The sequence below is a fragment of the Pseudomonas sp. TAA207 genome, from assembly GCF_001529285.1.
In the GTDB taxonomy this organism is placed as follows: Bacteria; Pseudomonadota; Gammaproteobacteria; order Pseudomonadales; family Pseudomonadaceae; genus Aquipseudomonas; species Aquipseudomonas weihenstephanensis.
The window spans coordinates 206,664-229,842 of the sequence record NZ_LLWJ01000065.1 but is presented as its reverse complement, the minus strand read 5'-3'; the positions used below and the strand labels follow the sequence as shown (position 1 = coordinate 229,842).

Sequence of the window (23,179 nt, the reverse complement as noted above, 5' to 3'; positions counted from 1 at the left end):
TCAGCCTTCGTAGCTGATCCGCCCATCCACCAGCGTGTAACGCACGGCTCCCGGCAGGCAATGGCCCAGGAACGGGCAATTGTCGCCTTTGGAGTACCACGTCTCACCGGCCACCGTTGAAGCCGTTGGATCAAACAGCACCAGATCTGCCGCCGAACCCACCGCCAAGCGCCCTGCTGGCAGGCGTAAGGCGTCTGCCGGGCCTGTGCTCAGGCGGGCCAACAGGGTCGGCAAGTCGAGCAAGCCGTCTTCTACCAAGGTCATCGCTAACGGCAGTAACAGCTCTACGCTGCTCATGCCCGGTTCAGTGGCGCCGAAGGGGGCCAGTTTGGCATCGCGTTCGTGGGGTTGGTGATGGCTGGAAATGGCTTGCACCACCCCCGATTTCACCGCTTCACGCAGGCCGTCACGGTCAGCGCGGGTGCGCAGGGGCGGTTGCACGTGGTACACGCTGGAAAAATCCACCAGCGCTTCATCGGTCAGTATCAATTGATACAGCGCCACATCCGCCGTGACTTTCAGACCGCGTGCCTGTGCCTGAGCGATCAGGGCCACGCCGCGGGCGCTGGTCAACTGGCTGAAGTGCGCGCGCACCCCGCTTTGCTCGACCAGCAACAGGTCGCGGGCCAGGGCCACGGTCTCAGCGGTTTCAGGGATGCCCGGCAAGCCACGAAACGCTGCCATCGCGCCGTCGTGGGCGATACCGCCTTCTGCCAGGTCACGGTCCTGCGAGTGGAAAATCACTGTCAGGTCGAAAGTGGCCGCGTATTCCAGTGCCCGGCACAGGGTGCGGGTATTGGTGAAGCTGTTCAGACCGTTGCCGAACGCGACACACCCGGCATCACGCAAGGCGATCAGCTCAGCCAGTTGCTCGCCATCCAGCCCTTTGCTCAGCGCACCGATGGGGAACACTTTGCAGTTGCCGGCTTCGCGTGCGCGGTCAAGGATCAGCTCGGCCACGGCCGAGGTATCGAGCACCGGTTTTGTGTGCGGCGGGCAACACAGGCTGGTCACACCACCGGCCGCTGCGGCGCGGGTTTCACTGGCGATGGTGCCTTTGCGGCTGTAGCCCGGCTCGCGCAGAGCGACGTTCAAGTCAACCAGCCCCGGCGCGGCAACGAGGCCTTTGGCGTCCAGGGTTTGGGTTGGGGTAAAACCGGCCGGGGCTGCGCCGATGGCAATAATTTTGCCGGCTTCCAGATGCAAATCGGTGACGGTGTCCAGCTGGCTGGCGGAATCAATCACGCGGGCGCCGAGAATGCTGAGTTTCACTGGGCGTTCTCCTGTTCGTATTGGCGCTGGGCCGTTTGCCCGCTCATGGTCATGGACAGCACCGCCATGCGCACTGCGATGCCGTAAGTCACTTGGTTGAGAATGACCGAGTGCGGGCCATCGGCCACGGCAGACTCAATCTCCACGCCCCGGTTGATCGGGCCGGGGTGCATCACGATGCAATCAGGTTTGGCACCGGCCAGACGGGCGGTGGTCAGGCCGAACAGACGGTAGAACTCGCCTTCGCTCGGCAGCAGGCCGCCGGACATGCGTTCGCGTTGCAGGCGCAACATGATCACCACGTCGACGTCTTTCAGGCCCTCGGTCATGTCGGTGTAGACCTTGACCCCGTATTGCTCGATGCCGATGGGCAACAGGGTTTTGGGGGCAATCACGCGGATGTCCTGGCAGCCCAGGGTCTTGAGCGCGATCATGTTCGAGCGCGCCACCCGCGAGTGCAAAATGTCGCCGACGATGGCTACCGACAGGTTCTCAAACCCGCCTTTGTGTCGACGAATGGTCAACATGTCGAGCATGCCCTGCGTGGGGTGCGCGTGACGGCCGTCGCCGCCATTGATGATCGCCACCTGCGGACACACGTGCTCGGCAATGAAGTGCGCGGCGCCGGAGTCGCCGTGGCGTACCACGAACATGTCGGCGGCCATGGCTTCAAGGTTGCGCAGGGTGTCGAGCAGGGTTTCGCCCTTGCTCGCCGAGGAAGTGGACACGTTGAGGGTGATCACGTCCGCAGACAGGCGCTGGGCCGCCATTTCGAATGTGGTGCGGGTGCGGGTGGAGTTTTCGAAGAACACGTTGCAAACGGTCTTGCCGCGCAGCAACGGGACTTTTTTCACCGCCCGGGCGCCGACTTCAAGGAACGAGTCGGCGGTGTCGAGGATCTCTGTCAGCAACTCGCGGGGCAGGCCGTCGAGCGACAAAAAGTGGCGCAGCTGGCCCTGATCATTGAGCTGCAGCGGGCGCTTGGCGTCGGTAGGCGTCATCGCAGTGGTCTCTTAAAGGGCTGGATCTTGAGATAAGTCTTGAAGTTCAAGTGTCAGTGGCGCCGGGCCGGATAACTTCACCCGCTCGGTCGGCTTGAGGGCCAAGGTCGCCCCTACCACGTTGGGCCGGATCGGCAGCTCGGCGGCGTCCAGGTCGAGCAGGCTGACCAGCGTCACGCTGGCCGGACGACCATAGTCGAACAATTCGTTGAGCGCGGCGCGAATGGTACGACCGCTCATCAGCACGTCGTCGATCAGCACCAGGTGCTGGCCTTCGATCTCGAACGGCAGCTCCGAGGGGCGCACTTGGGGGTGCAGGCCATTTTGGCTGAAGTCGTCGCGGTAGAACGATACGTCCAGGGTGCCCAGCGGGGCCTCACTGTTCATTGCGCGCAACAGTGCCTGGGCCACCCAGATGCCACCGGTGCGAATGCCGATGTAGCGCGGCTCAGTGATGTTACGACGGGCCAGATGGGCCTTGAGATCAAGCGCCATCTGAGAGATCAGTTCAGCGGGAACAGGCAGGATCATGGTGGCTCCTTAAAAGGCCCGCGCAGGATGCGTGCTGCGACGGGCGCAAACAATGAGGTGCGTCAAACAATTGAGCGCAATGTCAGGCTTGAGGTTGAGCCGGGTTGTCGTCAAGCCAGCCTTGCAAGACCAGTTTGGCGGCGATGGCATCCACCGGGTTGTCGCGGTAACTGCCACGCTGGCCGCCCTGAGCCTTGCGTTCGCCTTTGGCCTCAAAGGTGGTCAGGCGCTCGTCGTGGGTGAAAACGGGCAGATTGAACCGGCCATTCAGGCGGTTGGCAAATTTTTGCGCCCTTGCGCAGAACTCGCTCGGGGTGCCGTCCATGTGCAGGGGCATGCCGACCACCAGGGCGTCGGGTTGCCATTCTTTGATGAGTTTTTCGATGTCTTCCCACTTCGGGATGCCATTCTCGGCTTTCAAATTACACAGCTCGCGGGCTTGGCCAGTGATCATCTGGCCGACGGCGACGCCGATCGAGCGGGTGCCGTAGTCAAAGCCCAGCAGTAAACGAAGGCTGGCCATCAGGCGTGACCTGCTTGAGTGCTTAACAAGTTGAGGTTCACTCCCAGGTGATTGGCGGCGGCGTCAAGGCGCAACTCGCTAGAGGTTTGAAACAAAATATCGGCTGAGTAGGGGCAGGTCAGCCACGCGTTGTCGGCCAGTTCGGCTTCCAGTTGGCCCGCCTCCCACCCGGCATAACCCAGGCAGATCAGGCTGCGCTGCGGGCCGTTGCCGTCAGCGATGCTGTCCAGCACATCCAGCGACGTGCTCAGGGCCAGTCCGTCTTCAAGTTCAACCGTGGCATCGAAATTCATGCTGGCGGGGTGCAGGACAAAACCGCGGTCGGTCATGACCGGGCCGCCGGCATAAATCGGTACGTGCTTGCACAGTTCAGACATTTTACGGTCGGGCCGCAACTGCTCCAGGATATCCCCCAGGCTCAGATCCAACGGCCGGTTGATGGTCAGGCCCATCGCACCATTGGCCGTATGCTCGACGATGTAGGTCAAGGTATGAGCAAAATTGGGGTCGGCCATATGCGGCATGGCGATCAGCAATTGATGCTTGAGGTAGGTCGGTGCGTGGTTTTTCATGAGCCTTAGTGTGGCGCTGGCAAGCGAAACTGACAAGTTGGCGGCAGCGACTACGCGTTTGGGTTAATTACTGGACAACCGATCACCCTGGGCGAATTTCCAGGTGCGGATGATTTCCAGGCGGTCGATGTCGGCCAGGTCGCCGCTGAAGGGGGCAAACGGCGCGGCGAGCCGCACGATGCGCTGCGCGGCTTGATCCAGCAATGGCTGGCCCGAAGATTCAAGCACCAGCACTTCATGCAGCGAGCCGTCGCGGTTGATCGACACCAGCAACCGCAATCTGCCGTAGATTTTTTCGCGGCGCGCTTGCTCGGGGTAGTTGAGGTTGCCGATGCGTTCGATCTTTTTGCGCCAGTCTTCTTTGTACCAGGCACCTTTGTCGCGCATGGTCGAGGCCGCGCTCATGCGGTAGATTTTGGGGCGTTTGGCGTACTGTTGCTGCTCGTTGGCCAGTTCGGCTTCGAGGCTGGAAATCTCGCTCGACAGTTGGGAGCTGTCAAACGTTGGAATGCTGGCCTTGGGCGCCGCTTCGGTTTTGACCTTCTGCGGTTCGCTCGTGGCTTTTTTGAGTTTTGGGGCCACGGTGGTCACGGCCGCTTTGGGAGCCGCCTGGGTCTGTTCAGGTTTGGCGGCGGGCGGCGGCGTGACTTTTTTGACTTCGGTGTCCTGGAACGGTGCCACCTGGGTGGTGGTGGGCACGGCTTTCTTGTCCAGCGTGCCGCTGCCTTCCTGATTGTCCTGCGCCAGAAAATCCGCTTTCTTGGGCGCGGTGGCGCTTTTGAAGGTCGACAGCGTGATTTCCAGGGTTTTGCTGATTTGCTTGGGCTCGCTCATGCTGAACCCGACACCCAGGATCACCGCGAGGTGAATCAGGGCCGCGACGAATAGAGTAAAACCCAGGCGATCAGCCGCGCGTACGCCGCTGTGGCTCAGTTCGGGGGGCAGGTCGCTGGGGAGTGTCATGGCAAAAGACCAACATCGCGGGTTTCACAGGCTGCGCATGATAGCGCAATGTTGGTCTGTTTCAGGCGGTTAGCGATCAGCGCGCCGCCAGCTTGCGTTCGATGGCGTCCATCAGCAGGGCGCCGATGCGGGTGCCAAAGGCGTTATCAATCTCGCGGATGCAGGTCGGGCTGGTGACGTTGATCTCAGTCAGGTGTTCACCGATTACGTCCAGGCCTACAAACAACAAGCCCTTTTCACGCAATGTGGGTCCAACTTGCTCAGCAATCCAACGGTCTTTTTCGCTCAATGGGCGCGCTTCACCACGGCCACCAGCGGCCAGGTTGCCACGGGTTTCCCCGTGCGCCGGGATACGCGCCAGGCAATAGGGCACGGGTTCGCCGTCGATCATCAGGATGCGTTTGTCGCCGTCCTTGATCGCTGGCAAGTAACCTTGCGCCATGATTTGCTGCGTGCCGTTGGCGGTCAGGGTTTCGAGAATCACTGACAGGTTCGGATCACCCGCGCGGTGACGGAAAATCGACGTGCCGCCCATGCCGTCCAGCGGCTTGAGGATCACATCGCCGTGCAGCGCTGCAAATTCGCGTAACACATCTGCCCGGCGGCTGACCACGGTCGGCGGGGTGCACTGGGTGAATTGAGTGGCGAACAGTTTTTCGTTGCAGTCACGCAGGCTCTGCGGTTTGTTGACGATCAGCACCCCGTCGCGCTCGGCTTGTTCGAGCAAGTAGGTGGTGTACACAAACTCCATGTCGAACGGCGGGTCTTTACGCATCAGGATCACATCCAGATCGCTCAGGGCTGTGTCTGTCTCGGCGTCCAGCTCAAACCATTTTTCAGGGTTGGCGAACACGGTGAGCGGCTTCATGCGCGCCCGCGCCTTGCCTTCAGTCAGGTACAGGTCTTGCTGTTCCATGTAAAACAAGGTCCAGCCGCGGTCCTGTGCCGCCAGCAACATGGCCAGCGAGCTGTCCTTTTTATAGGAGATGCTCGCAATGGGGTCCATGACAATCCCGACTCGAACGCTCATGGCAAATTCCTCAAAAGTAGTAGGCAAATATCAACTGTAGGCCCTGACGATCAATAACAAGGTCGTCGCAAAACCAGGCAACCCCAAGCGTGAGCGACACCGCACTCATCCTGTTGCGCCCGCTTGCTACCTCGTCAGCGCCTGCACGATAAGCAGGTCTTCAAAAAGTGGCGCCAGAGTGGCGCTGAGTGGGGTCTCGGTCAAGGAAAAACCGCCTCGCCCGGCATGGCGCGGCCCGTCCGATAGATTGCATGTAGAGACTGTGCTAAAAAGGCTCGCACAGCACTTGCAGCCCTTGTCCCTTAAGGATTTGAGCTGAAATTTGGCAAAGTTGTAACAAAACGGGTCGCCGTGGCGATGGTAGAGCACATATGGACACGCATTCCAGCACCTTGAAGGTGATGGTGATTGATGATTCAAAAACCATTCGCCGCACTGCCGAAACGCTGCTGAAAAACGTAGGCTGCGAAGTGATTACCGCGCTCGATGGCTTCGATGCATTGGCCAAGATTGTCGATCATCATCCGCACATCATCTTTGTCGACATCATGATGCCGCGCCTTGATGGCTATCAAACCTGTGCGCTGATCAAAAACCACCGATCGTTCAAGTCGACGCCGGTGATTATGCTGTCATCCAAAGACGGTCTGTTTGACAAGGCCAAGGGACGGATTGTGGGCTCTGATCAATTTTTGACCAAACCCTTTAGCCGGGATGAACTGCTGAGTGCGATCAAGGCCCATGTGCCAGGGTTCACATTTGTGCAAACCGCTCAATGATTCCCGGCCCGCAGGCCAATTACCTTATAGATGGGGAACACCATGGCTCGCATTCTGATCGTCGATGATTCGCCGACTGAAATGTCCAAAATGGCTAAAATGTTGGAAAAAAGCGGTCATGAAGTGCTTCAGGCGACCAACGGCGCAGATGGCGTCGCATTGGCGCGTCAGGAAAAACCCGATGCCGTGCTGATGGACATCGTGATGCCGGGGCTTAATGGTTTTCAGGCGACGCGCCAGTTGATGAAAGACCCTGAAACCAGCGCCATTCCTGTGATCGTGGTCACCACCAAGGATCAGGAGACCGATAGGGTGTGGGCCAAACGCCAGGGAGCAGTGGATTACATCACCAAGCCCGTCGATGAAGTACTCCTGTTCCAGACGCTTAAAAAGGCATTGGCAACAAAGCCTGCGTCGCCGCGCCAGCCCGATGCCTGACTCACAGACTGCCTTCGAGCTGCTGCTTGAGATCGACCAGCGCTGTCGTTCACTGGCCGCAGGCCTGGTGGCGGATCCAGTCAAGGCCCAGGCCTGGAGCGGCATCGGTTTTCGCATCGGCGAGCAGTGTTTCGTGGCGCCGATGGGTGAAATTGCCGAAATCCTCCATGAACCGCGGTTTACCTTGTTGCCGGGCGTCAAGTCTTGGGTCAGGGGAGTGGCCAATCTGCGGGGGCAATTACTGCCGATCATGGATCTGTGCGGTTTTTTCGGCGTTGAATTATCGCCTTTGCGCAAACAGCGCCGGGTACTGGTGCTGGAGTTCGAAGACATCTTTGTGGGCCTTCAGGTCGATGAAGTGCTGGGTATGCAGCATTTTGCCCAGAGCGATTTAAACGCCTGTGAACCCGCGTCCCCCGGCCTGCCATTCCTGCCCTATGTGCAAGGGCGCTTCGCGGGCGAGCATGAATGGTGGGTCTTTAGCCCGTTTGCGCTGGCCCAGTCGCCTGAATTTTGGGCGGTCGCTGTGTGAGTGGGCAGCGTCTGTCACTTCAAGCGTTAAAACAGCATCTCAGGGCCTGATCGATGATCACAGCAAAAACCGTTAAACCAATGGAAGGGTCGCGCAGTCGTTCGCAGATCATCGTGCTTTTTATCGCCCTGATCGTGTTCATCATGCTGTTGTTCGCCAACTTTGCTTACCTCAATACCCAGTCCAACTACGACAAGCAATACATCAGCCACGCGGGTGAATTGCGGGTGCTGTCCCAACGCATCGCCAAAAATGCCACCGAAGCGGCGGCCGGTAAGGCTGCGGCTTTCCGTCTGCTGAGCGATGCACGTAACGACTTCAGCCAGCGTTGGGGCTACCTGAAAAAAGGCGACCCGGTCACCGGCCTTCCTGCCGCACCGCCCGCCGTGCACAAAGAAATGCAGGCCGTTCAGCGCGACTGGGAGCAGTTGCTGAGCAATACCAACGCCATTTTGGCCAGTGAGCAAACGGTGCTGTCGCTGCACCAGGTGGCCGCTACGCTGGCCGAGACCGTGCCGCAGTTGCAGGTCGAATACGAAAAAGTGGTCGAGATTCTGTTGCAACGTGGCGCTCCCGCCAGTCAGGTGGCGTTGGCCCAGCGCCAGTCACTGCTGGCCGAACGCATTCTGGGGGCGGTCAACACGGTGCTGGCCGGTGATGAAACCGCCGCGCAAGCCGCCGATGCGTTTGGCCGCGACGCCAACCGTTTTGGCCAGGTGCTTAACGGCATGCTCGAAGGCAATGCGGGGCTGCGCATTTCACAGGTCGAAGATAAAGATGCCCGCGCCCGCCTGCTGGAGATCTCGGAGCTGTTCCAGTTTGTGTCCGGTTCGGTGGATGAAATCCTCGAAACCTCGCCACAGCTGTTCCAGGTGCGTGAGGCGGCGAGCAACATTTTCAGCCTGTCACAAACCCTGCTCGATGAAGCGTCAATGTTGGCCAACGGTTTTGAAAACCTGGCCAGCGGTCGCTCGCTGGATATTATCGGTGGCTATGTGTTGGGCCTGCTTGCGCTGGGTTCGATCATCCTGATCGGGCTGGTGATGGTGCGTGAAACCAATCGCCAACTGCATGAAACCGCTGAGAAGAACGACCGTAACCAAAACGCCATCATGCGTCTGCTGGATGAAATTGCCGATTTGGCCGACGGCGACCTGACCGTCACCGCTTCTGTGACCGAAGACTTCACCGGCACCATTGCCGACTCGATCAATTACTCGGTCGATCAATTGCGCGATCTGGTGGCCACCATCAACCTGACAGCCGGGCAAGTGGCTGCGGCCGTGCAAGACACGCAAGCCACCGCGATGCAGCTGGCCGAGGCTTCCGAGCATCAGGCGCAACAGATCGCCGAAGCGTCGGGCGCCATTGCGCAAATGGCGCAATCGATTGATGAGGTGTCGGCCAACGCGTCCGAGTCCTCTGCGGTGGCCGAGCGCTCTGTGGCGATTGCCAACAAAGGCAACGAAGTGGTGCACAACACCATTCACGGCATGGACAACATCCGCGATCAAATTCAGGACACCGCCAAGCGCATCAAACGCTTGGGCGAGTCGTCTCAGGAAATCGGCGACATCGTCAGCCTGATTGATGACATTGCGGATCAAACCAACATTCTTGCCTTGAACGCCGCGATTCAGGCCTCGATGGCTGGCGATGCCGGGCGTGGCTTTGCCGTGGTGGCGGACGAGGTACAACGTTTGGCCGAGCGTTCGTCGGCGGCCACGCGTCAGATCGAAACGCTGGTGCGGGCCATTCAGGCCGACACCAATGAGGCTGTGATCTCAATGGAGCAAACCACCACTGAGGTGGTGCGCGGCGCCCGTTTGGCGCAAGACGCGGGCGTGGCGCTGGAAGAGATCGAAGGCGTGTCGCAAAACCTGGCCGAGCTGATTCAAAGCATCTCCAATGCCGCGCAGCAGCAAACCACCTCGGCGGGCCAGATTTCCTTGACCATGAGCGTCATTCAGCAAATCACCAGCCAAACTTCATCCGGGTCAACCGCTACCGCCGACAGCATTGGCAACCTGGCCAAAATGGCCAGCCAATTGCGGCGCTCGGTGTCCGGTTTTACCTTGCCGGACACGCAAAAAACACCAGGGCCTCACTAGTGCGGCGTACGTTTGAGGGGAGTCGTTATGGTTGACCGGCACGACTATGTGGCCCTTGAGTGGGTCAAAGGCGAAATTGCCGAAACCTTGAAGCAGGCCCGCGTGGCACTGGACAGCGACGGCCGGCAAACGACGCCCGAAGCGCTGGCGCAGTGTCTGGCGTGCGTGCATCAGGTGCATGGCAGCTTGTTGATGGTCGAGTTTTACGGCGCAGCCCTGCTGGCAGAAGAGATGGAGCAACTGGTGATCGCGTTGCAACAGCGCCGCGTCAGCCAACTCGACGAAGCGGTACGTGTGCTGCAACAGGCCTTCAACCAATTGCCGTTGTACCTGGAGCGCGTCCACAGCGCCCGGCGCGACTGGCCGTTGGTGGTGTTGCCATTGATCAACGACTTGCGCACTGCCAGGGGCGAGTCGCTGTTGTCAGAAACCAGTTTGTTCAGCCCACCGTTGCAGGTGCTGGCGCCGCTTGATCACGCGACCTTGGCGCAACGCTCCCCGGCCGACCTGCCTGCGCAGGTGCGCGCCTGGCGCCAAACCCTGCAAACGTCGCTGTTGGGGTTGCTGCGCGAAGACGATGTGCAGCGCCAACTGGAGCAACTGGCCAGTGTGTTTACGCAACTCGAAGCGCTGTGTCAGGGTGCGCCGCTCAATGCGCTGTGGAACATCGCCACGGCGCTGGTCGAAGGCATGCTCAAGGGCAAAGTGGGCAACAGTCCGGCCTTGCGCAGCTTGCTCAGAGACACTGACAAAGAACTCCAGCGTTTGCACACCCAGGGGATTGAAGCGCTTAACCAGCCAGCCTCTGATGTGTTGCTCACCAGCCTGCTGTTTTACATCGCCAAGGCCGAGCGCCCGACGCCGAAAATGCTCAGTTTGAAAAACCATTACGAGCTGGATGAAGCCATGCCCGACGCGGCAATGGTCGACGAAGAGCGTGCTCGCCTCGCCGGTCCCGACCGGGACGCCATGCGCTCGGTGGTGGCCGCCTTGTGCGAAGAGCTGGTGCGGGTCAAAGAGCGTCTTGACCTGTTTGTGCGCAGTGACCGCACGCATGTGTCCGAACTCAACAGTTTGATGGCGCCTTTGCGCCAAATCGCCGACACCCTGGCCGTGCTGGGTTTCGGCCAGCCACGCAAGGTCATCATCGACCAGTTGGCCGTGGTCCAGAGCTTGGCCCAGGGTCAGCGCGAACCCACTGATGCCGTGTTGATGGATGTGGCAGCGGCGTTGTTGTACGTCGAAGCCACGCTGGCGGGCATGGTCGGTACTGTCGAGCCTTCGCAGCGTGAAGAAAGCCGTTTGCCGACCACCGACTTGATGCAGATTCACCAATTGGTGATCAAAGAAGCGCGCATCGTCTTCGATGAAGCCAAAGACTTGATCAGCGACTCTCTGGCGGGCGGTTTTGATCGTCAACATTTGCAGCCCGTACCTGCACTGCTCACGCAAATTCGCGGGGCACTGGCGATGATTCCGCTCAACCGCGCCGCCGACTTGCTGCAAGCCTGCGACGATTACCTGTGTGAGCATTGGTTGCTGGGCACTGAGCCTGTAACCGCGCAGCACATCGACCGCCTGGCTGACGCGCTGGTGAGCATCGAATACTACTTGGAGCGCCTGGCCCAAGACCCCGGCGCGGCGGGCGAGCAGGTGCTGGACCGGGCCGAAAGCAGCCTCATCGCGCTGGGCTATGCGCCGACCGAACGCCATGTGCCGCTGCTCGAAGACATCCTCAGCCCCACCGAGGTGCTGGTGATGCAGGATTTGCAGGAGCTGCAGGACCCCGAGGTCATGCAGAGCCTGGCCGAGGTGCTGGCAAACCCGGTGTCGGCGCTCAACCCGCCCGCGCAACACATTCCCGCCAGCTTGCTGCCGCCCCCCGTGGATGAAGCGCGGGTAGACGAAGAGCTGTTAGACGTTTTTCTCGAAGAAACCGATGAAGTGCTGAGCATGCTGCACCAGGCCTTGCCGCAGTGGGTTGCCAACCCGGCGGACAGCGCTGCGCTGGCTGAACTGCGGCGCGGTTTCCATACGCTCAAAGGCAGCGGACGCATGGTGCGCGCGTTGGTACTGGGCGAGTTGGCATGGGCGGTCGAAAACCTGCTCAATCGTGTGATTGAACGCAAGGTTGCGCCGGTCCCGGCGATCTATCAGTTACTCGAAGATGTACTGCGCGTGTTGCCCGGTTTGATTCAAGCGTTTGCCGAGGGCCGTCAACGTCAGCGTGATGACGTCGACACACTGGCCGCCCAAGCCCATCACCTGTCCAAAGGTCATCCACTGCCGCTGTTGATTGAGCAAGAGTCCCTCGGTTTCGACCCGCAATTGCTCGATATTTTCCGTCAAGAAGCGCAAAGCCACCTCGACACACTTAAGCGTTTTCTCGATCACGCCAGCGAGCAACTGCCGCTGTATGCCAGCGACGAATTGCAGCGTGCCGTGCACACCCTCAAAGGCAGCGCGCACATGGCGGGTGTCTTGCGCATGGCTGAGCTGGCCGCGCCGCTGGACCATTTGGTGCGTGAATACAAAGCACACCATCTGGTGCTGGACCTGGACGAAATCGAGTTGCTGCTTGAGGCCGACGGCCTGCTGCACCGCGGCCTGAAACAATTGGACAGTGATCCGCTGGCCGAGATTCACGGTGCCCGCTCGCTGATTGAGCGCACTGAGCACCTGATTGCCGACCGCCTGGACGTGCTGCTCAATACGCCCGGCAATGCGGCGAGACCCACCCGTGACCCGCAGCGTATCGGTGCATTTCTGGAGCAGGGCATGGACACCCTGTTTGAGGCCGAAGACGTGCTGCGCCATTGGCGGCAACAGCCGCACGAGCGCGCAGGTCTCGACACGTTGCTGGACCAATTGACGGCGTTGGGCGAGTCAGCGCACCTGCTGGATTTACAGCCCTTCGATGCCCTGTGCGAAGCCTTGCTTGACCTGTACGGCGCAGTGGAAGAAAGCAGCCTGGCCGCCAGTGCGCGTTTTTTTGACGAAGCCGAACAGGCTCACGAAGCGTTGATCAACATGCTCGACCAACTGGCTGCGGGCCAGGACATTACCCCGCAACCGATCCGCATTGACGCGCTGCACCGGTTGCTGCACGAGGGGCTGGCGCCCGATGCCACGGGCCTGATTCGACGTGAGGGCAGCCAAACCCTCGACATCACCGAGTTGGGGGCTGCCACGGCTCATTTACAGGCAGGCACATTGGCGGGCGAAGGCGAGTCGATGGATGACGAAATCGTCGCCATCTTTCTGGAAGAGGCGGTCGACATCCTTGACAGCGCGGACCAGGCCTTGCAGCGCTGGCTGAGTGAGCCGGAGAGTCTGGCACCGCTGTCTTCGTTGCAGCGTGACATGCACACCCTCAAAGGCGGGGCGCGCATGGCGGGCATTGGTCCGGTGGGCGACCTGGCCCAAGAACTTGAGCATTTGTACGAAGGCCTGCTGGATCGGCGCGCCAGCGAAAGCCCGGCGCTGGCCGACTTGCTGCACCGCAGCCATGCGCAGTTGGCGCTGATGCTCGAACACTTGCAACAGCAGCAACCGTTGCGCGAACCCAACCAATTGATCGACGCCATTCGCGGGTTTCGGCATCACCCCCACCCGGCTGCCGAACTGCCCGTCGCACCACCTGATGGGGCCTCAGGCGGCGACACTGAACTGCTGGACATCTTTCTCGAAGAAGCCTTCGACATTCTCGAAAGCTCCGGCGCTGCCCTGACGCGCTGGCAAGCTGAGCCTCAAGGTACGGTGGAAGTCGAAAACCTGCTGCGAGACCTGCACACCCTCAAGGGCGGGGCGCGGATGGTTGAAATCGCCGCCATTGGTGATTTTGCCCACGAGCTGGAAACCCTGCTCGAAGATGTGTCAGCAGGCGTGCTGCCTCCCGGTGCCGATTTGTTCGCCTTGTTGCAGAACTGTCATGACCGGGCTGCACAAATGCTGGATGCGCTGCGCAGCGGTCAGCCTGTGCAGTCGCCCCAGGATTTGATCGAACGCATTCGTGACACCGAACGCAATGCCCGGCAGGCGGTTCAAGCGCCTGCCTCGACGAAGGCTGAACCCCCGGGCGCCACCATGACCGAAGGGGAGCGCACGGGCCTGGACATGGTCAAGGTGCCTGCCGAGTTGCTGGAAGACATGGTCAACCTGTCAGGTGAAACCTCGATTATCCGGGGTCGCCTTGAGCAGCAAATCAATGATGGTCAGGTTGCGCTCAACGAAATGCAGACCACCCTTGAGCGCATGCGCGACCAACTGCGGCGTCTGGACACTGAAACCCAGGGCCAGCGCCACAGTCGTGGGCACACTGAGAGCGATGGTCTGGCATACGACGAATTTGACCCGTTGGAAATGGACCGTCACTCCCAGCTGCAACAGTTGTCTCGGGCGTTATTTGAATCTGCGTCCGACTTGCTCGACCTCAAAGCCACGCTGGCCGCCCGTAACCAAGACGCTCACAACTTGCTGCAAAAGCAGGCGCGGATAAACACGCAACTGCAAGAGGGCCTGATGGGCACGCGAATGGTGCCGTTTGAACGGGTGTTGCCGCGCCTCAAACGCGTGGTGCGCCAAGTGGCCAGCGAGCTGGGCAAACAGGTCGAGTTCAGCGTGATCAATGCTGAAGCTGAAATCGACCGTAACGTCCTGGAGCGCATGGTTGCCCCGTTGGAGCACATGCTGCGTAACGCGGTCGATCATGGCCTGGAACCGAGCGATGTGCGCCATGCCAGCGGCAAGCCCGAGCAAGGGCTGATCACGCTGGAGTTGTCTAACGAAGGCGGCGACGTGGTGTTTGATATCCGCGATGACGGCGCGGGTGTTCCGCTTGAAGCGGTGCGGCGCAAGGCGATTCATCGCGGTTTGCTGGACCCGCACAACAGTGTCAGCGACCGCGACGTGTTGCAGTTCATCTTGCAGCCGGGGTTTTCTACTGCTGAAAAAATCACCCAGATTTCCGGGCGTGGCGTGGGCATGGACGTAGTCCATGAAGAAGTGCGGCAGTTGGGCGGCAGCATGACGCTCGATTCGGTGGCAGGGCAGGGTGTGCATTTTCAGATCCGGTTGCCGTTTAGCGTGTCGCTCAACCGCGCACTGATGGTGCAGTGCGCGGATGAGCAATACGCCATTGCGATCAATACCGTCGAAGGCATCGTGCGCGTCATGCCCAACGAACTGGAAGGCTATTACCAGCTCAACCCGCCGCTGTATCACTACGGCGGCCAGACCTACGAATTGCGTTATTTGGGCGAGTTATTGCAAACCGTGGTCAAGCCTAAACTGGCCGGTGAGCAGCATTCATTGCCGGTGTTGCTGGTGCATTGCCAAGACATGCGCGTGGCGCTGCAAGTGGATGCGCTGGCCGGCTCGCGCGAAATCGTGGTCAAGAGCCTGGGTCCGCAATTTGCCGCTGTACAAGGGTTGTCGGGGGCCACGATTTTGGGCGATGGGCGCGTGGTGTTGATCCTTGATTTGCTCGCCTACATACGTGCCCATCAAGTGCGTCAACCCTTGCAGCGCGCCCATCATGAAGTCAGCGGCAGCCTTGAATTCATCCCGGCGGTGCGTCCGCCGTTGGTGTTGGTGGTGGACGACTCCGTCACCGTGCGCAAAGTCACCAGCCGCTTGCTGGAACGTAACGGCATGAACGTCATCACCGCCAAAGACGGGGTTGACGCCATGAGCGTGCTCGAAGAGCACACCCCGGACTTGATGCTGCTGGATATTGAAATGCCGCGAATGGACGGCTTTGAAGTGGCCACCCATGTGCGCAACGACCCGCGTCTCAAAGACATGCCCATCATCATGATCACCTCGCGTACCGGGCAAAAGCACCAGAACCGCGCCATGGCCATTGGCGTCAACGACTACTTGGGCAAACCGTATCAAGAGTCTGTGTTGCTGGAGCGCATCGCCTACTGGAGCCGCTTCCATGCTTGACCACCGTGTTGGCAGCCTCACCTGCCTGCTCTTGCCGCTGGCTGACCGCTACTTGCTGTTGCCCAACGTCGCGATTGCCGAGTTGATCGACTACCAGCGCGGCGAACCCAGCAGCGACTCCCCGCCGTGGCATCTGCGCCAGATCACCTGGCGCGACCACCCATTGCCACTCATCAGCTTTGAGGCTGCATGCGGCAGCCCGCTGCTGATTGGCGAACGGGCGCGCATCGTCATCCTCAACACCTTGAGTGCCAACCCGGCGTTGAAATACATCGCGATGGTGGTTCAGGGCATTCCGCGCTCCTACAAACTCGACAGCCAACTGAGCTTTGTCGACGTGCCCCTTTGCCCGCTGGAACGTGCCGCCGTGCAAGTGGGCGAGCATGTGGCGAAAATCCCTGATTTGTGGGGCTTGGAGCGTTTGGTGTCGGGGTTGCCCCCAAGTCCCCTCGACGAACGCCGCATTGCCCTTTAAGTTCGCAACCTTGACCCTTATCTCGTATCAAAGTGAGGCAGTCGCACTATCGGCTCTTGAGGATGTTGCAGATGTATCACGGAGAAAAGCTCAACGCCTGGACTCACTTGTTGGGGGCGGTGGCCGCCGCAGTGGGCAGTGTGTGGTTGTTGGTCATGGCGTGCCTTGATGGCAGCCCGCAAAAAATAGTCAGCACCGCGATTTACGGCGTCACGCTGGTGTTGTTGTACAGCGTGTCGACCGTGTACCACAGCGTGCGCGGGCGGCCCAAGGTGATCATGCAGAAGTTCGATCACTTGTCGATTTACCTGTTGATTGCAGGCAGCTACACGCCTTTTTGCCTCGTGACCTTGCATGGGCCGTGGGGCTGGTCGCTGTTTGGGATTGTGTGGGGCATGGCCGTGATTGGCATGTTGCAAGAGATCAAGCCGCGCTCTGAGGCGCGTATCTTGTCCATTGTGATTTACGCGGTGATGGGCTGGATTGTACTGGTGGCAGTCAAGCCCTTGCTGGCGGCGCTGGGCACGGCAGGCTTCATTTGGCTGGCCACGGGCGGCGTGATGTACACCGTGGGCATTATCTTTTTTGCCCTCGATCACCGCCTGCGCCATGCCCACGGTATTTGGCATTTGTTTGTGATTGCGGGCAGCCTGTTGCACTTTGTGGCCATCGCGCATTACGTGATTTAAAGCCCCTGTGTGTCCGCGAACCCGGCGTCATCAGGATGACGGCGGGTTCGCGCCCCGGCTCTCGTCAGCGCGTATTAAAGGGCGCTTAAGTCTTTTGCGGCTTTTTGTTGTCGCTGCGGATTTGCGCGTGGCTGATCAGGGCGAAGATAAAACTGCCGCCAATGATGTTGCCCGCCAGGGTCGGACCGGCAAACACCAGCCAGAAGTCTTTCCATGGCAACTCACCCGCAAACACCAGGTACGAGACCTCTGCGGTGCCGACCACAATGTGCGTGAAGTCGCCCAGCGCCATCAGGTAGGTGATGAGGATGATGATCCACATCTTGGCGCTTTCCATGGAGGGGATCATCCACACCATGGTTGCGATCATCCAGCCCGAGATAATGCCTTTGGCAAACATTTGCGAAGTGTCGTTTTCCATGACCTTGCGGCCGATTTCAAGAAAGGCCTTGTCGGTCTGGGTGTCAAAAATCGGCAAGTGCAGCATGACGTAGGCCACCAGTAGCGTACCGAGCAGATTACCGACCAGTACCACGCCCCATAACCTGAACAAACGCCCGAAATTGCTTAACGTCGGTTTGCTCATGATGGGCAACACGGCCGTCAGGGTGTTTTCAGTGAACAACTGCTGGCGCGCCAGAATCACCGCTAAAAAACCTGCGCAGTAGCCAAAGCTGGCAATCACTTTAAACGCTTCGCCGCTGGGCAGGCGTGAGTTGAGCAAGCCCATCGCCATCAGCGAAAGACCCATCGTCAGCCCGGCGGCCAGTGCTGACCAGAATAGTGCAGCGATGCTGCGTTCCAGCTCCTGGTCGCCCTGTAAACGAATAATCTCGTGCAGCACGGCGGCGCGTGGTGGCTGGTTTTTGGTGACGTCGTGCTCTTCTTCAGCCGACAGATTGGGAGTTTTACTGCCGTGTTGAGTGGCCATGATGGGTACCTGAATCCGAGGTGGGCTGTGTAGGTACGACACACAGGACTCAGGGCTGTTCAATGGCGCAGGGGTCAGGTCTGCATGCGCCACGCCTTGGCCAGACCAACGGTGGTGGCCCCCTGCGGATGCTTCCAGGGCTTGTTACGTGCGACGTACTTATTAACGATGTCGTCCAGCGCCTGGTTAACCTCAGTGGCAGTTGTTGCGTGTTTGAGCGTTTGCTCGACCTGGCGCAACAGATTCAGGTTGGTCTCGGGCTGGCCAGGCAGAAACAATGCCGGGTAGATCACTTCACGCGTGAAATTCTCGGCGATCACGGCCACATTCCGTTTTTTGGCTTCAGCGTGGGCGCTGGTCAGGACTTTCGACAGGTTGGCGTGCTTACTCAAGTCGCTTTGCAGTAATTGCTGGAAGTTGCAGTTCCCGGCCACATTGAGCTGTTTACCTAGCCATTCGATCTGTTCCGGGCGACGGGCCAGCGCGTCGAGGTTACGTAATGCTGCACCCAGCTTTTGCGTTAATTTCAGCGAGGGTGCCGTGTTAGCTTCGCTGATCGCAGCGTCAAGTGACCCCAACGAGGTCTGTGCCTGCTGACGAAAATGCAAAATATCAGCGTGCCCGCCCAGCTTCTCCAGGGCGGGCGCTACGCTGCTGAACATCTCATCGTCCATGGCCAGAACGGCATCTTGCACCGAAGCAAAGTGATGCTGATCGCGTACGGCCGCGCGCTTGTCCAAGTGTTCAATGACGGCTTGGCGAGAGAGTCCCTGGAGATGATGTTTGACGCTCAGGTTCATTGTGAAGTTGACCGTGCCATTGAACGTGCCGCGAAAATCGCCCAGGGCGGTGTTTAGGGGCAGCGCGACACGCTGCTCGGAAAACGACTCGCTTCGGTTTTTTGCAAAGTTTTTGGCTCCGTCAGGAGGCAGTCCTGTGAGTTGGTTGATGGCATGGCTGATAAAACTACCTTTGGGGTTTGCGGTTTTCGCCGCCCCGGGCTCAAAGCGTACGATCAGTTTTTCGGCCGCGCTGAAAGGGCTACTGTGGGCGGGGGGTTCGTAGATATCAATATCAGGGGTGTTGAGTAGCAAGCCGCCGTCCTGAAATGCGTTTTTTTGACCGTCTTGTTGAAACGCCAGGCGTTGTTCAGAAGGCTGCTTGAATAGAATCGGCAACGCCCCTGAAATGTGCGCCGCGCGGGCGATATCCATGTCCGGGGTTAAGCTGGCATTGAACAGCACTAGTTGCTGGCGGCCCCCGAAGATGCCCACACCGGTGATATTGAGTTGTTTGATTTCAGGAATGTGTCGGCTCAGTACATCGAGGTCGGCGAAGGTGGTTGCACCTCCCGTGTGCAATTTGTCAGCAATGGCCATGATGGACGCGGTGCGTGTCTCGCGTGTCATGTTTGCAATGTGGGCAAGAATGACTTTGCGCGATTCGGTGCGTATCAGTTCTTCAAGCGGTTCTGCTTTGGATTGAAGGCGCGGCAGCACGGTCAGTAACAACTGCGAAAAGGTGCCTGTTTTTCCCGGTAAATGGCTGAGCATTTTCCCCAGCGCGGTGCTGGCATTTTGCAGGCTTGCCAAGGTGCTGCTCGTGCTGTTCAACAGCTGCGGGAAGCTGATGCTATTGGTCAATGCGCTGAACGCGGTGGCACTCACTCCGCTGGCCAGCAGTGCGGCTGAAATACCGCCCGCTGACGAGCCGCAAATGGTTACCACACCTTTGAGCAGATTTTTGTCCTCAAGCGCCTGTATGACGCCTGGAAAGGCGATGCCTTTGGCGCCGCCGCCGCTGAGGATGAGTTGAGTCACAGGCGGGGGGGAGAGCATCAGATCAACGCTGGCGTTGCTGTTGAGGTGAAAGGTGACTCTGCGTGCACCTGCATTTTCGGTTAAGAGTGTTCGAGCCGCCTGGGCGTCGGTCCGTGTGCCTGGCGTCCGGTCGGTGAGCGGTAAGGTCGAGGGAAATAGACGCGGCGCGACAGTTTTCATGCAGCTTGGGCTCTCTCAAGATCAGGCGCTTTGCTGAAGAAAGAGCAAGGTACAAAAAGCCGTGTGGGTTGTCTGTGCGCTGAACGATAAGGCCACACAAAAATCAGGCATGCCCTATGAGCATCTGGAAGGCTCACGATGGCGCCAGAAAGGCTGTGGAATCGCCTTTCTGGCAACTTCCTGCAGGTTTTTAGGCGCCTGAGGAAAAGTATCCAGCCACTTGCGTTGAAAAATACCTATGTCGACAGTTTATGTTTCGCTGTTTGCATCGTCCTGAAACTGGTCTTTGACGTATTTGATTTCTGTGCGTCCGTGCGGAGCAGGCAGGCCGTCCTCACCCAAGTTAACGAACACCATTTTGTCGACGGTGAGGATGCTCTTGCGGGTGATCTTGTTGCGCACTTCACAGGTGAGGGTGATCGAGGTACGGCCGAATTCGGTGGCGGTGATGCCCAACTCGATGATGTCGCCCTGACGTGAGGCGCTGACAAAGTTGATTTCCGAGATGTATTTGGTCACCACGCGCTGGTTGCCCAACTGGACAATGGCGTAGATAGCGGCTTCTTCGTCGATCCAGCGCAGCAAGCTGCCACCGAACAACGTGCCATTGGGGTTGAGGTCTTCGGGTTTTACCCATTTGCGGGTGTGAAAGTTCATGTTCGCTCCTGACCGTCTGCCGTTAGATGCGGGCCATCATGTCAGACCCTGGCGCTGCGCTCTATTAAGCTTCGACTATGGTCTCGATTAAGCAAATAGAAAAAGGCGTGGATTAAGCCTTGGGAACATCTGCCTTGATGGCTATAATCACCTCCGCTTCAAAACGGTCATTTTCATCCAGTACCGTTCCCGCCACCTGTCCGAGGGGCGCTGCAGCAGGTAAAACCTGTCAGGCTCGGATGGGGCGTTGTTTGTTCAGGGCTCCCTGGGCAGGCACTAAACGCACAACGGCGCCCATTCGCGATCAAACGAATGGAGGCTCTAAATGAGCGCTGTAAACACGCCTGCTGGTTTTACCGACTACAAAGTCGCTGACATGTCCCTCGCCCAGTGGGGCCGTCGTGAAACCTTCATCGCCGAATCCGAAATGCCGGCTCTGATGGGCCTGCGCCGCCGCTATGCAGCAGAACAACCGCTCAAGGGCGCGAAGATTCTGGGCTGCATCCACATGACTATCCAGACTGCCGTACTGATCGAAACCCTGGTTGCATTGGGCGCCGAAGTGCGTTGGTCGTCGTGCAACATCTTCTCGACTCAGGATCAGGCCGCTGCCGCTATCGCTGCTGCCGGCATCCCGGTGTTCGCCTGGAAAGGTGAGACCGAGCAAGAGTACGAGTGGTGCCTTGAGCAAACCATCCTCAAAGATGGCCAGCCTTGGGATGCCAACATGATCCTGGACGATGGCGGCGACCTGACTGAGCTGCTGCACAAAAAATACCCGGACATGCTGAAAAAGATCCACGGCGTGACGGAAGAAACCACCACTGGCGTACACCGTCTGCTGGACATGCTGGCCAAAGGCGAGCTGATGATCCCGGCGATCAACGTGAACGACTCGGTGACCAAAAGCAAAAACGACAACAAGTACGGCTGCCGTCACAGCCTGAACGATGCAATCAAGCGTGGCACCGACCACCTGCTGTCCGGCAAGCAAGCACTGGTCATCGGCTACGGTGACGTGGGCAAGGGCTCGGCTCAGTCCCTGCGTCAGGAAGGCATGATCGTTAAAGTGTCCGAAGTTGACCCGATCTGCGCCATGCAAGCGTGCATGGACGGCTACGAAGTGGTTTCGCCGTTCATCAACGGCCAGAACGACGGCACTGCCGCCAGCATCGACGCTGCACTGCTGGGCAAGATCGACCTGATCGTGACCACTACCGGCAACGTCAACGTGTGCGACAAAAACATGCTGGCTGCGCTGAAAAAGCGCGCTGTGGTGTGCAACATCGGTCACTTCGACAACGAAATCGACACCGCTTTCATGCGCAAAAATTGGGCATGGGAAGAAGTTAAGCCACAGGTGCACAAAGTTCACCGTACCGGCCCTAACGATTTCGATCCGCAGAACGATGACTACCTGATCCTGCTGGCCGAAGGCCGTCTGGTTAACCTGGGCAACGCCACAGGTCACCCAAGCCGCATCATGGACGGCTCGTTCGCCAACCAGGTACTGGCGCAGATCTTCCTGTTCGCACAGAAGTACGCTGACCTGCCGGCCGAGCTGCAAGCCGAGCGTCTGACCGTCGAAGTGCTGCCCAAGAAGCTCGACGAAGAAGTCGCACTGGAAATGGTGCGTGGTTTTGGTGGCGTGGTTACGCAACTGACTAAACAACAGGCTGACTACATCGGCGTTACCGTCGAAGGCCCGTTCAAGCCAGACGCTTACCGTTACTGATTAGAAAAAGGCGGTCAGGCTTGTACTGACCGCCTTTTTTTTATGTGTGAGTTCAGCGTCAGGGGTTGTCATCAACCGCCTGCGCGTATGCAAGGGTATTCCCATGTCTCAAGACCGTCGTTTCAGCTTCGAGTTCTTCCCGACCAAGACCGATGCTGGACATGAAAAACTGATGAACACGGCTCGCCAATTGGCGACCTACAACCCGGATTTTTTCTCCTGCACCTACGGTGCCGGTGGCTCTACCCGTGACCGCACGATCAACACCGTGCTGCAACTGGAGAGCGAAGTAAACGTACCTGCGGCCCCGCATTTGTCCTGCGTTGGCGACAGCAAGGACGATTTGCGCAGCCTGTTGGCACAGTACAAGGCCGCAGGCATCAAGCGTATTGTTGCGCTGCGTGGCGACCTGCCTTCGGGTATGGGCATGGCCAGCGGCGAGCTACGTTATGCCAATGATCTGGTGAGCTTCATTCGTGAAGAGAGCGGCAGCCACTTCCACATTGAAGTCGCCGCGTACCCGGAAATGCACCCCCAAGCGCGTAATTTCGAAGACGATATCACCAACTTCGTGCGTAAGGCCCATGCCGGTGCTGACAGCGCGATCACCCAATACTTCTTCAACGCTGACAGCTATTTCCGTTTTGTTGAGCGCGTTCAAGAGGCGGGCGTCACGATTCCGATCGTGCCGGGCATCATGCCGATCACCAACTACAGCAAACTTGCGCGTTTCTCTGACGCCTGTGGCGCTGAAATCCCACGCTGGATTCGCAAGCAGCTCGAAGCCTATGGCGATGACGTGCAGAGCATTCAGGCGTTTGGCGAAGAAGTCATCAGTGACATGTGCGCACGCCTGCTCGACGGTGGCGCACCGGGGCTGCACTTCTACACCTTGAACCAGTCCGAGCCGAGCCTGGCGATCTGGAACAACCTGAACCTTCCGCGCTAATCCGTACCCTGTAGTCGCTGCCCAAGGTTGCGAAGGGTTGTG

The 23,179-nt window shown here is 59.0% G+C and carries 19 protein-coding genes and 1 riboswitch; of the genes, 9 read left to right on the top strand and 10 right to left on the bottom strand.

Going from position 1 to position 23,179, the window contains the following annotated elements; all coding sequences use genetic code 11:
- From AP059_RS12170 to gshB, 7 genes are all read right to left on the bottom strand, one after another.
- Positions 1–1,272, bottom strand: coding sequence for a dihydroorotase (locus tag AP059_RS12170; RefSeq protein ID WP_059765567.1), 1,272 nt, complete (start codon positions 1,270–1,272; stop codon positions 1–3).
- Positions 1,269–2,273: an aspartate carbamoyltransferase catalytic subunit gene (locus tag AP059_RS12165; protein ID WP_048364055.1), complete on the bottom strand. Its 1,005-nt coding sequence runs from the start codon at positions 2,271–2,273 to the stop codon at positions 1,269–1,271. Before AP059_RS12165 ends, AP059_RS12170 begins: the two co-directional genes overlap by 4 nt.
- Before the next feature lie 12 nt (positions 2,274–2,285).
- Positions 2,286–2,804: a bifunctional pyr operon transcriptional regulator/uracil phosphoribosyltransferase PyrR gene (pyrR, locus tag AP059_RS12160; protein WP_059765565.1), complete on the bottom strand. Its 519-nt coding sequence runs from the start codon at positions 2,802–2,804 to the stop codon at positions 2,286–2,288.
- A gap of 82 nt (positions 2,805–2,886) precedes the next feature.
- Positions 2,887–3,327, bottom strand: coding sequence for a Holliday junction resolvase RuvX (ruvX, locus tag AP059_RS12155; RefSeq protein ID WP_059765563.1), 441 nt, complete (start codon positions 3,325–3,327; stop codon positions 2,887–2,889).
- Positions 3,327–3,899 (bottom strand): YqgE/AlgH family protein, encoded by a 573-nt coding sequence (locus AP059_RS12150; RefSeq protein WP_059765561.1) that lies wholly within the window; start codon positions 3,897–3,899, stop codon positions 3,327–3,329. Before AP059_RS12150 ends, ruvX begins: the two co-directional genes overlap by 1 nt.
- Positions 3,900–3,962: 63 nt before the next feature.
- Positions 3,963–4,862 (bottom strand): energy transducer TonB, encoded by a 900-nt coding sequence (locus tag AP059_RS12145; protein ID WP_059765559.1) that lies wholly within the window; start codon positions 4,860–4,862, stop codon positions 3,963–3,965.
- 76 nt (positions 4,863–4,938) lie between these two features.
- Positions 4,939–5,892, bottom strand: a complete 954-nt coding sequence (gshB, locus tag AP059_RS12140) for a glutathione synthase (protein WP_059765557.1) — start codon at positions 5,890–5,892, stop codon at positions 4,939–4,941.
- A 371-nt stretch (positions 5,893–6,263) separates the two neighbouring features.
- Between gshB and pilG the strand changes: the two genes are divergently transcribed.
- The 7 genes from pilG (at position 6,264) to trhA (ending at position 16,865) form a co-directional block, all read left to right on the top strand.
- Positions 6,264–6,671 (top strand): twitching motility response regulator PilG, encoded by a 408-nt coding sequence (gene pilG, locus AP059_RS12135; RefSeq protein ID WP_059765556.1) that lies wholly within the window; start codon positions 6,264–6,266, stop codon positions 6,669–6,671.
- A 42-nt stretch (positions 6,672–6,713) separates the two neighbouring features.
- A complete protein-coding gene (gene pilH, locus AP059_RS12130; RefSeq protein ID WP_059765554.1) occupies positions 6,714–7,109 on the top strand; it encodes a twitching motility response regulator PilH in 396 nt (131 codons plus the stop codon).
- Complete coding sequence (locus AP059_RS12125; RefSeq protein ID WP_059765552.1) at positions 7,102–7,641, top strand: chemotaxis protein CheW; 540 nt, start codon at positions 7,102–7,104, stop codon at positions 7,639–7,641. The genes pilH and AP059_RS12125 overlap by 8 nt, the downstream gene beginning before the upstream one ends.
- Positions 7,642–7,694: 53 nt before the next feature.
- Positions 7,695–9,752: a methyl-accepting chemotaxis protein gene (locus AP059_RS12120; protein ID WP_059765550.1), complete on the top strand. Its 2,058-nt coding sequence runs from the start codon at positions 7,695–7,697 to the stop codon at positions 9,750–9,752.
- 27 nt (positions 9,753–9,779) lie between these two features.
- On the top strand, positions 9,780–15,701 hold the full coding sequence (locus tag AP059_RS12115; protein WP_059765547.1) for an Hpt domain-containing protein: 5,922 nt from the start codon (positions 9,780–9,782) through the stop codon (positions 15,699–15,701).
- The gene (locus tag AP059_RS12110) at positions 15,694–16,176 is read left to right on the top strand and encodes a chemotaxis protein CheW (RefSeq protein WP_059765542.1); all 483 of its coding nucleotides are present in this window, start codon (positions 15,694–15,696) and stop codon (positions 16,174–16,176) included. Before AP059_RS12115 ends, AP059_RS12110 begins: the two co-directional genes overlap by 8 nt.
- 71 nt (positions 16,177–16,247) lie before the next feature.
- Positions 16,248–16,865 carry a PAQR family membrane homeostasis protein TrhA gene (trhA, locus tag AP059_RS12105; RefSeq protein ID WP_059765539.1) on the top strand — a complete coding sequence of 206 codons (618 nt, stop codon included), beginning with the start codon at positions 16,248–16,250 and terminating at the stop codon, positions 16,863–16,865.
- 85 nt (positions 16,866–16,950) lie between these two features.
- On the opposite strand, the gene AP059_RS12100 is transcribed toward trhA, so the two are convergent.
- The 3 genes from AP059_RS12100 to AP059_RS12090 form a co-directional block, all read right to left on the bottom strand.
- Positions 16,951–17,796, bottom strand: coding sequence for a formate/nitrite transporter family protein (locus AP059_RS12100; RefSeq protein WP_059765535.1), 846 nt, complete (start codon positions 17,794–17,796; stop codon positions 16,951–16,953).
- Between the two features lie 74 nt (positions 17,797–17,870).
- Entirely contained in the window at positions 17,871–19,634 is a 1,764-nt protein-coding gene (locus AP059_RS12095; protein WP_256209826.1) for a patatin-like phospholipase family protein, read from the bottom strand.
- Between the two features lie 411 nt (positions 19,635–20,045).
- A complete protein-coding gene (locus tag AP059_RS12090) occupies positions 20,046–20,453 on the bottom strand; it encodes an acyl-CoA thioesterase (protein ID WP_059765529.1) in 408 nt (135 codons plus the stop codon).
- A gap of 196 nt (positions 20,454–20,649) precedes the next feature.
- A riboswitch (S-adenosyl-L-homocysteine riboswitch) is annotated at positions 20,650–20,756 on the top strand.
- Between the two features lie 22 nt (positions 20,757–20,778).
- Between AP059_RS12090 and ahcY the strand changes: the two genes are divergently transcribed.
- Positions 20,779–22,188: an adenosylhomocysteinase gene (ahcY, locus tag AP059_RS12085; protein ID WP_048364071.1), complete on the top strand. Its 1,410-nt coding sequence runs from the start codon at positions 20,779–20,781 to the stop codon at positions 22,186–22,188.
- Between the two features lie 103 nt (positions 22,189–22,291).
- Complete coding sequence (gene metF / locus AP059_RS12080; RefSeq protein WP_059765526.1) at positions 22,292–23,137, top strand: methylenetetrahydrofolate reductase [NAD(P)H]; 846 nt, start codon at positions 22,292–22,294, stop codon at positions 23,135–23,137.
- Positions 23,138–23,179: the final 42 nt, after the last annotated feature.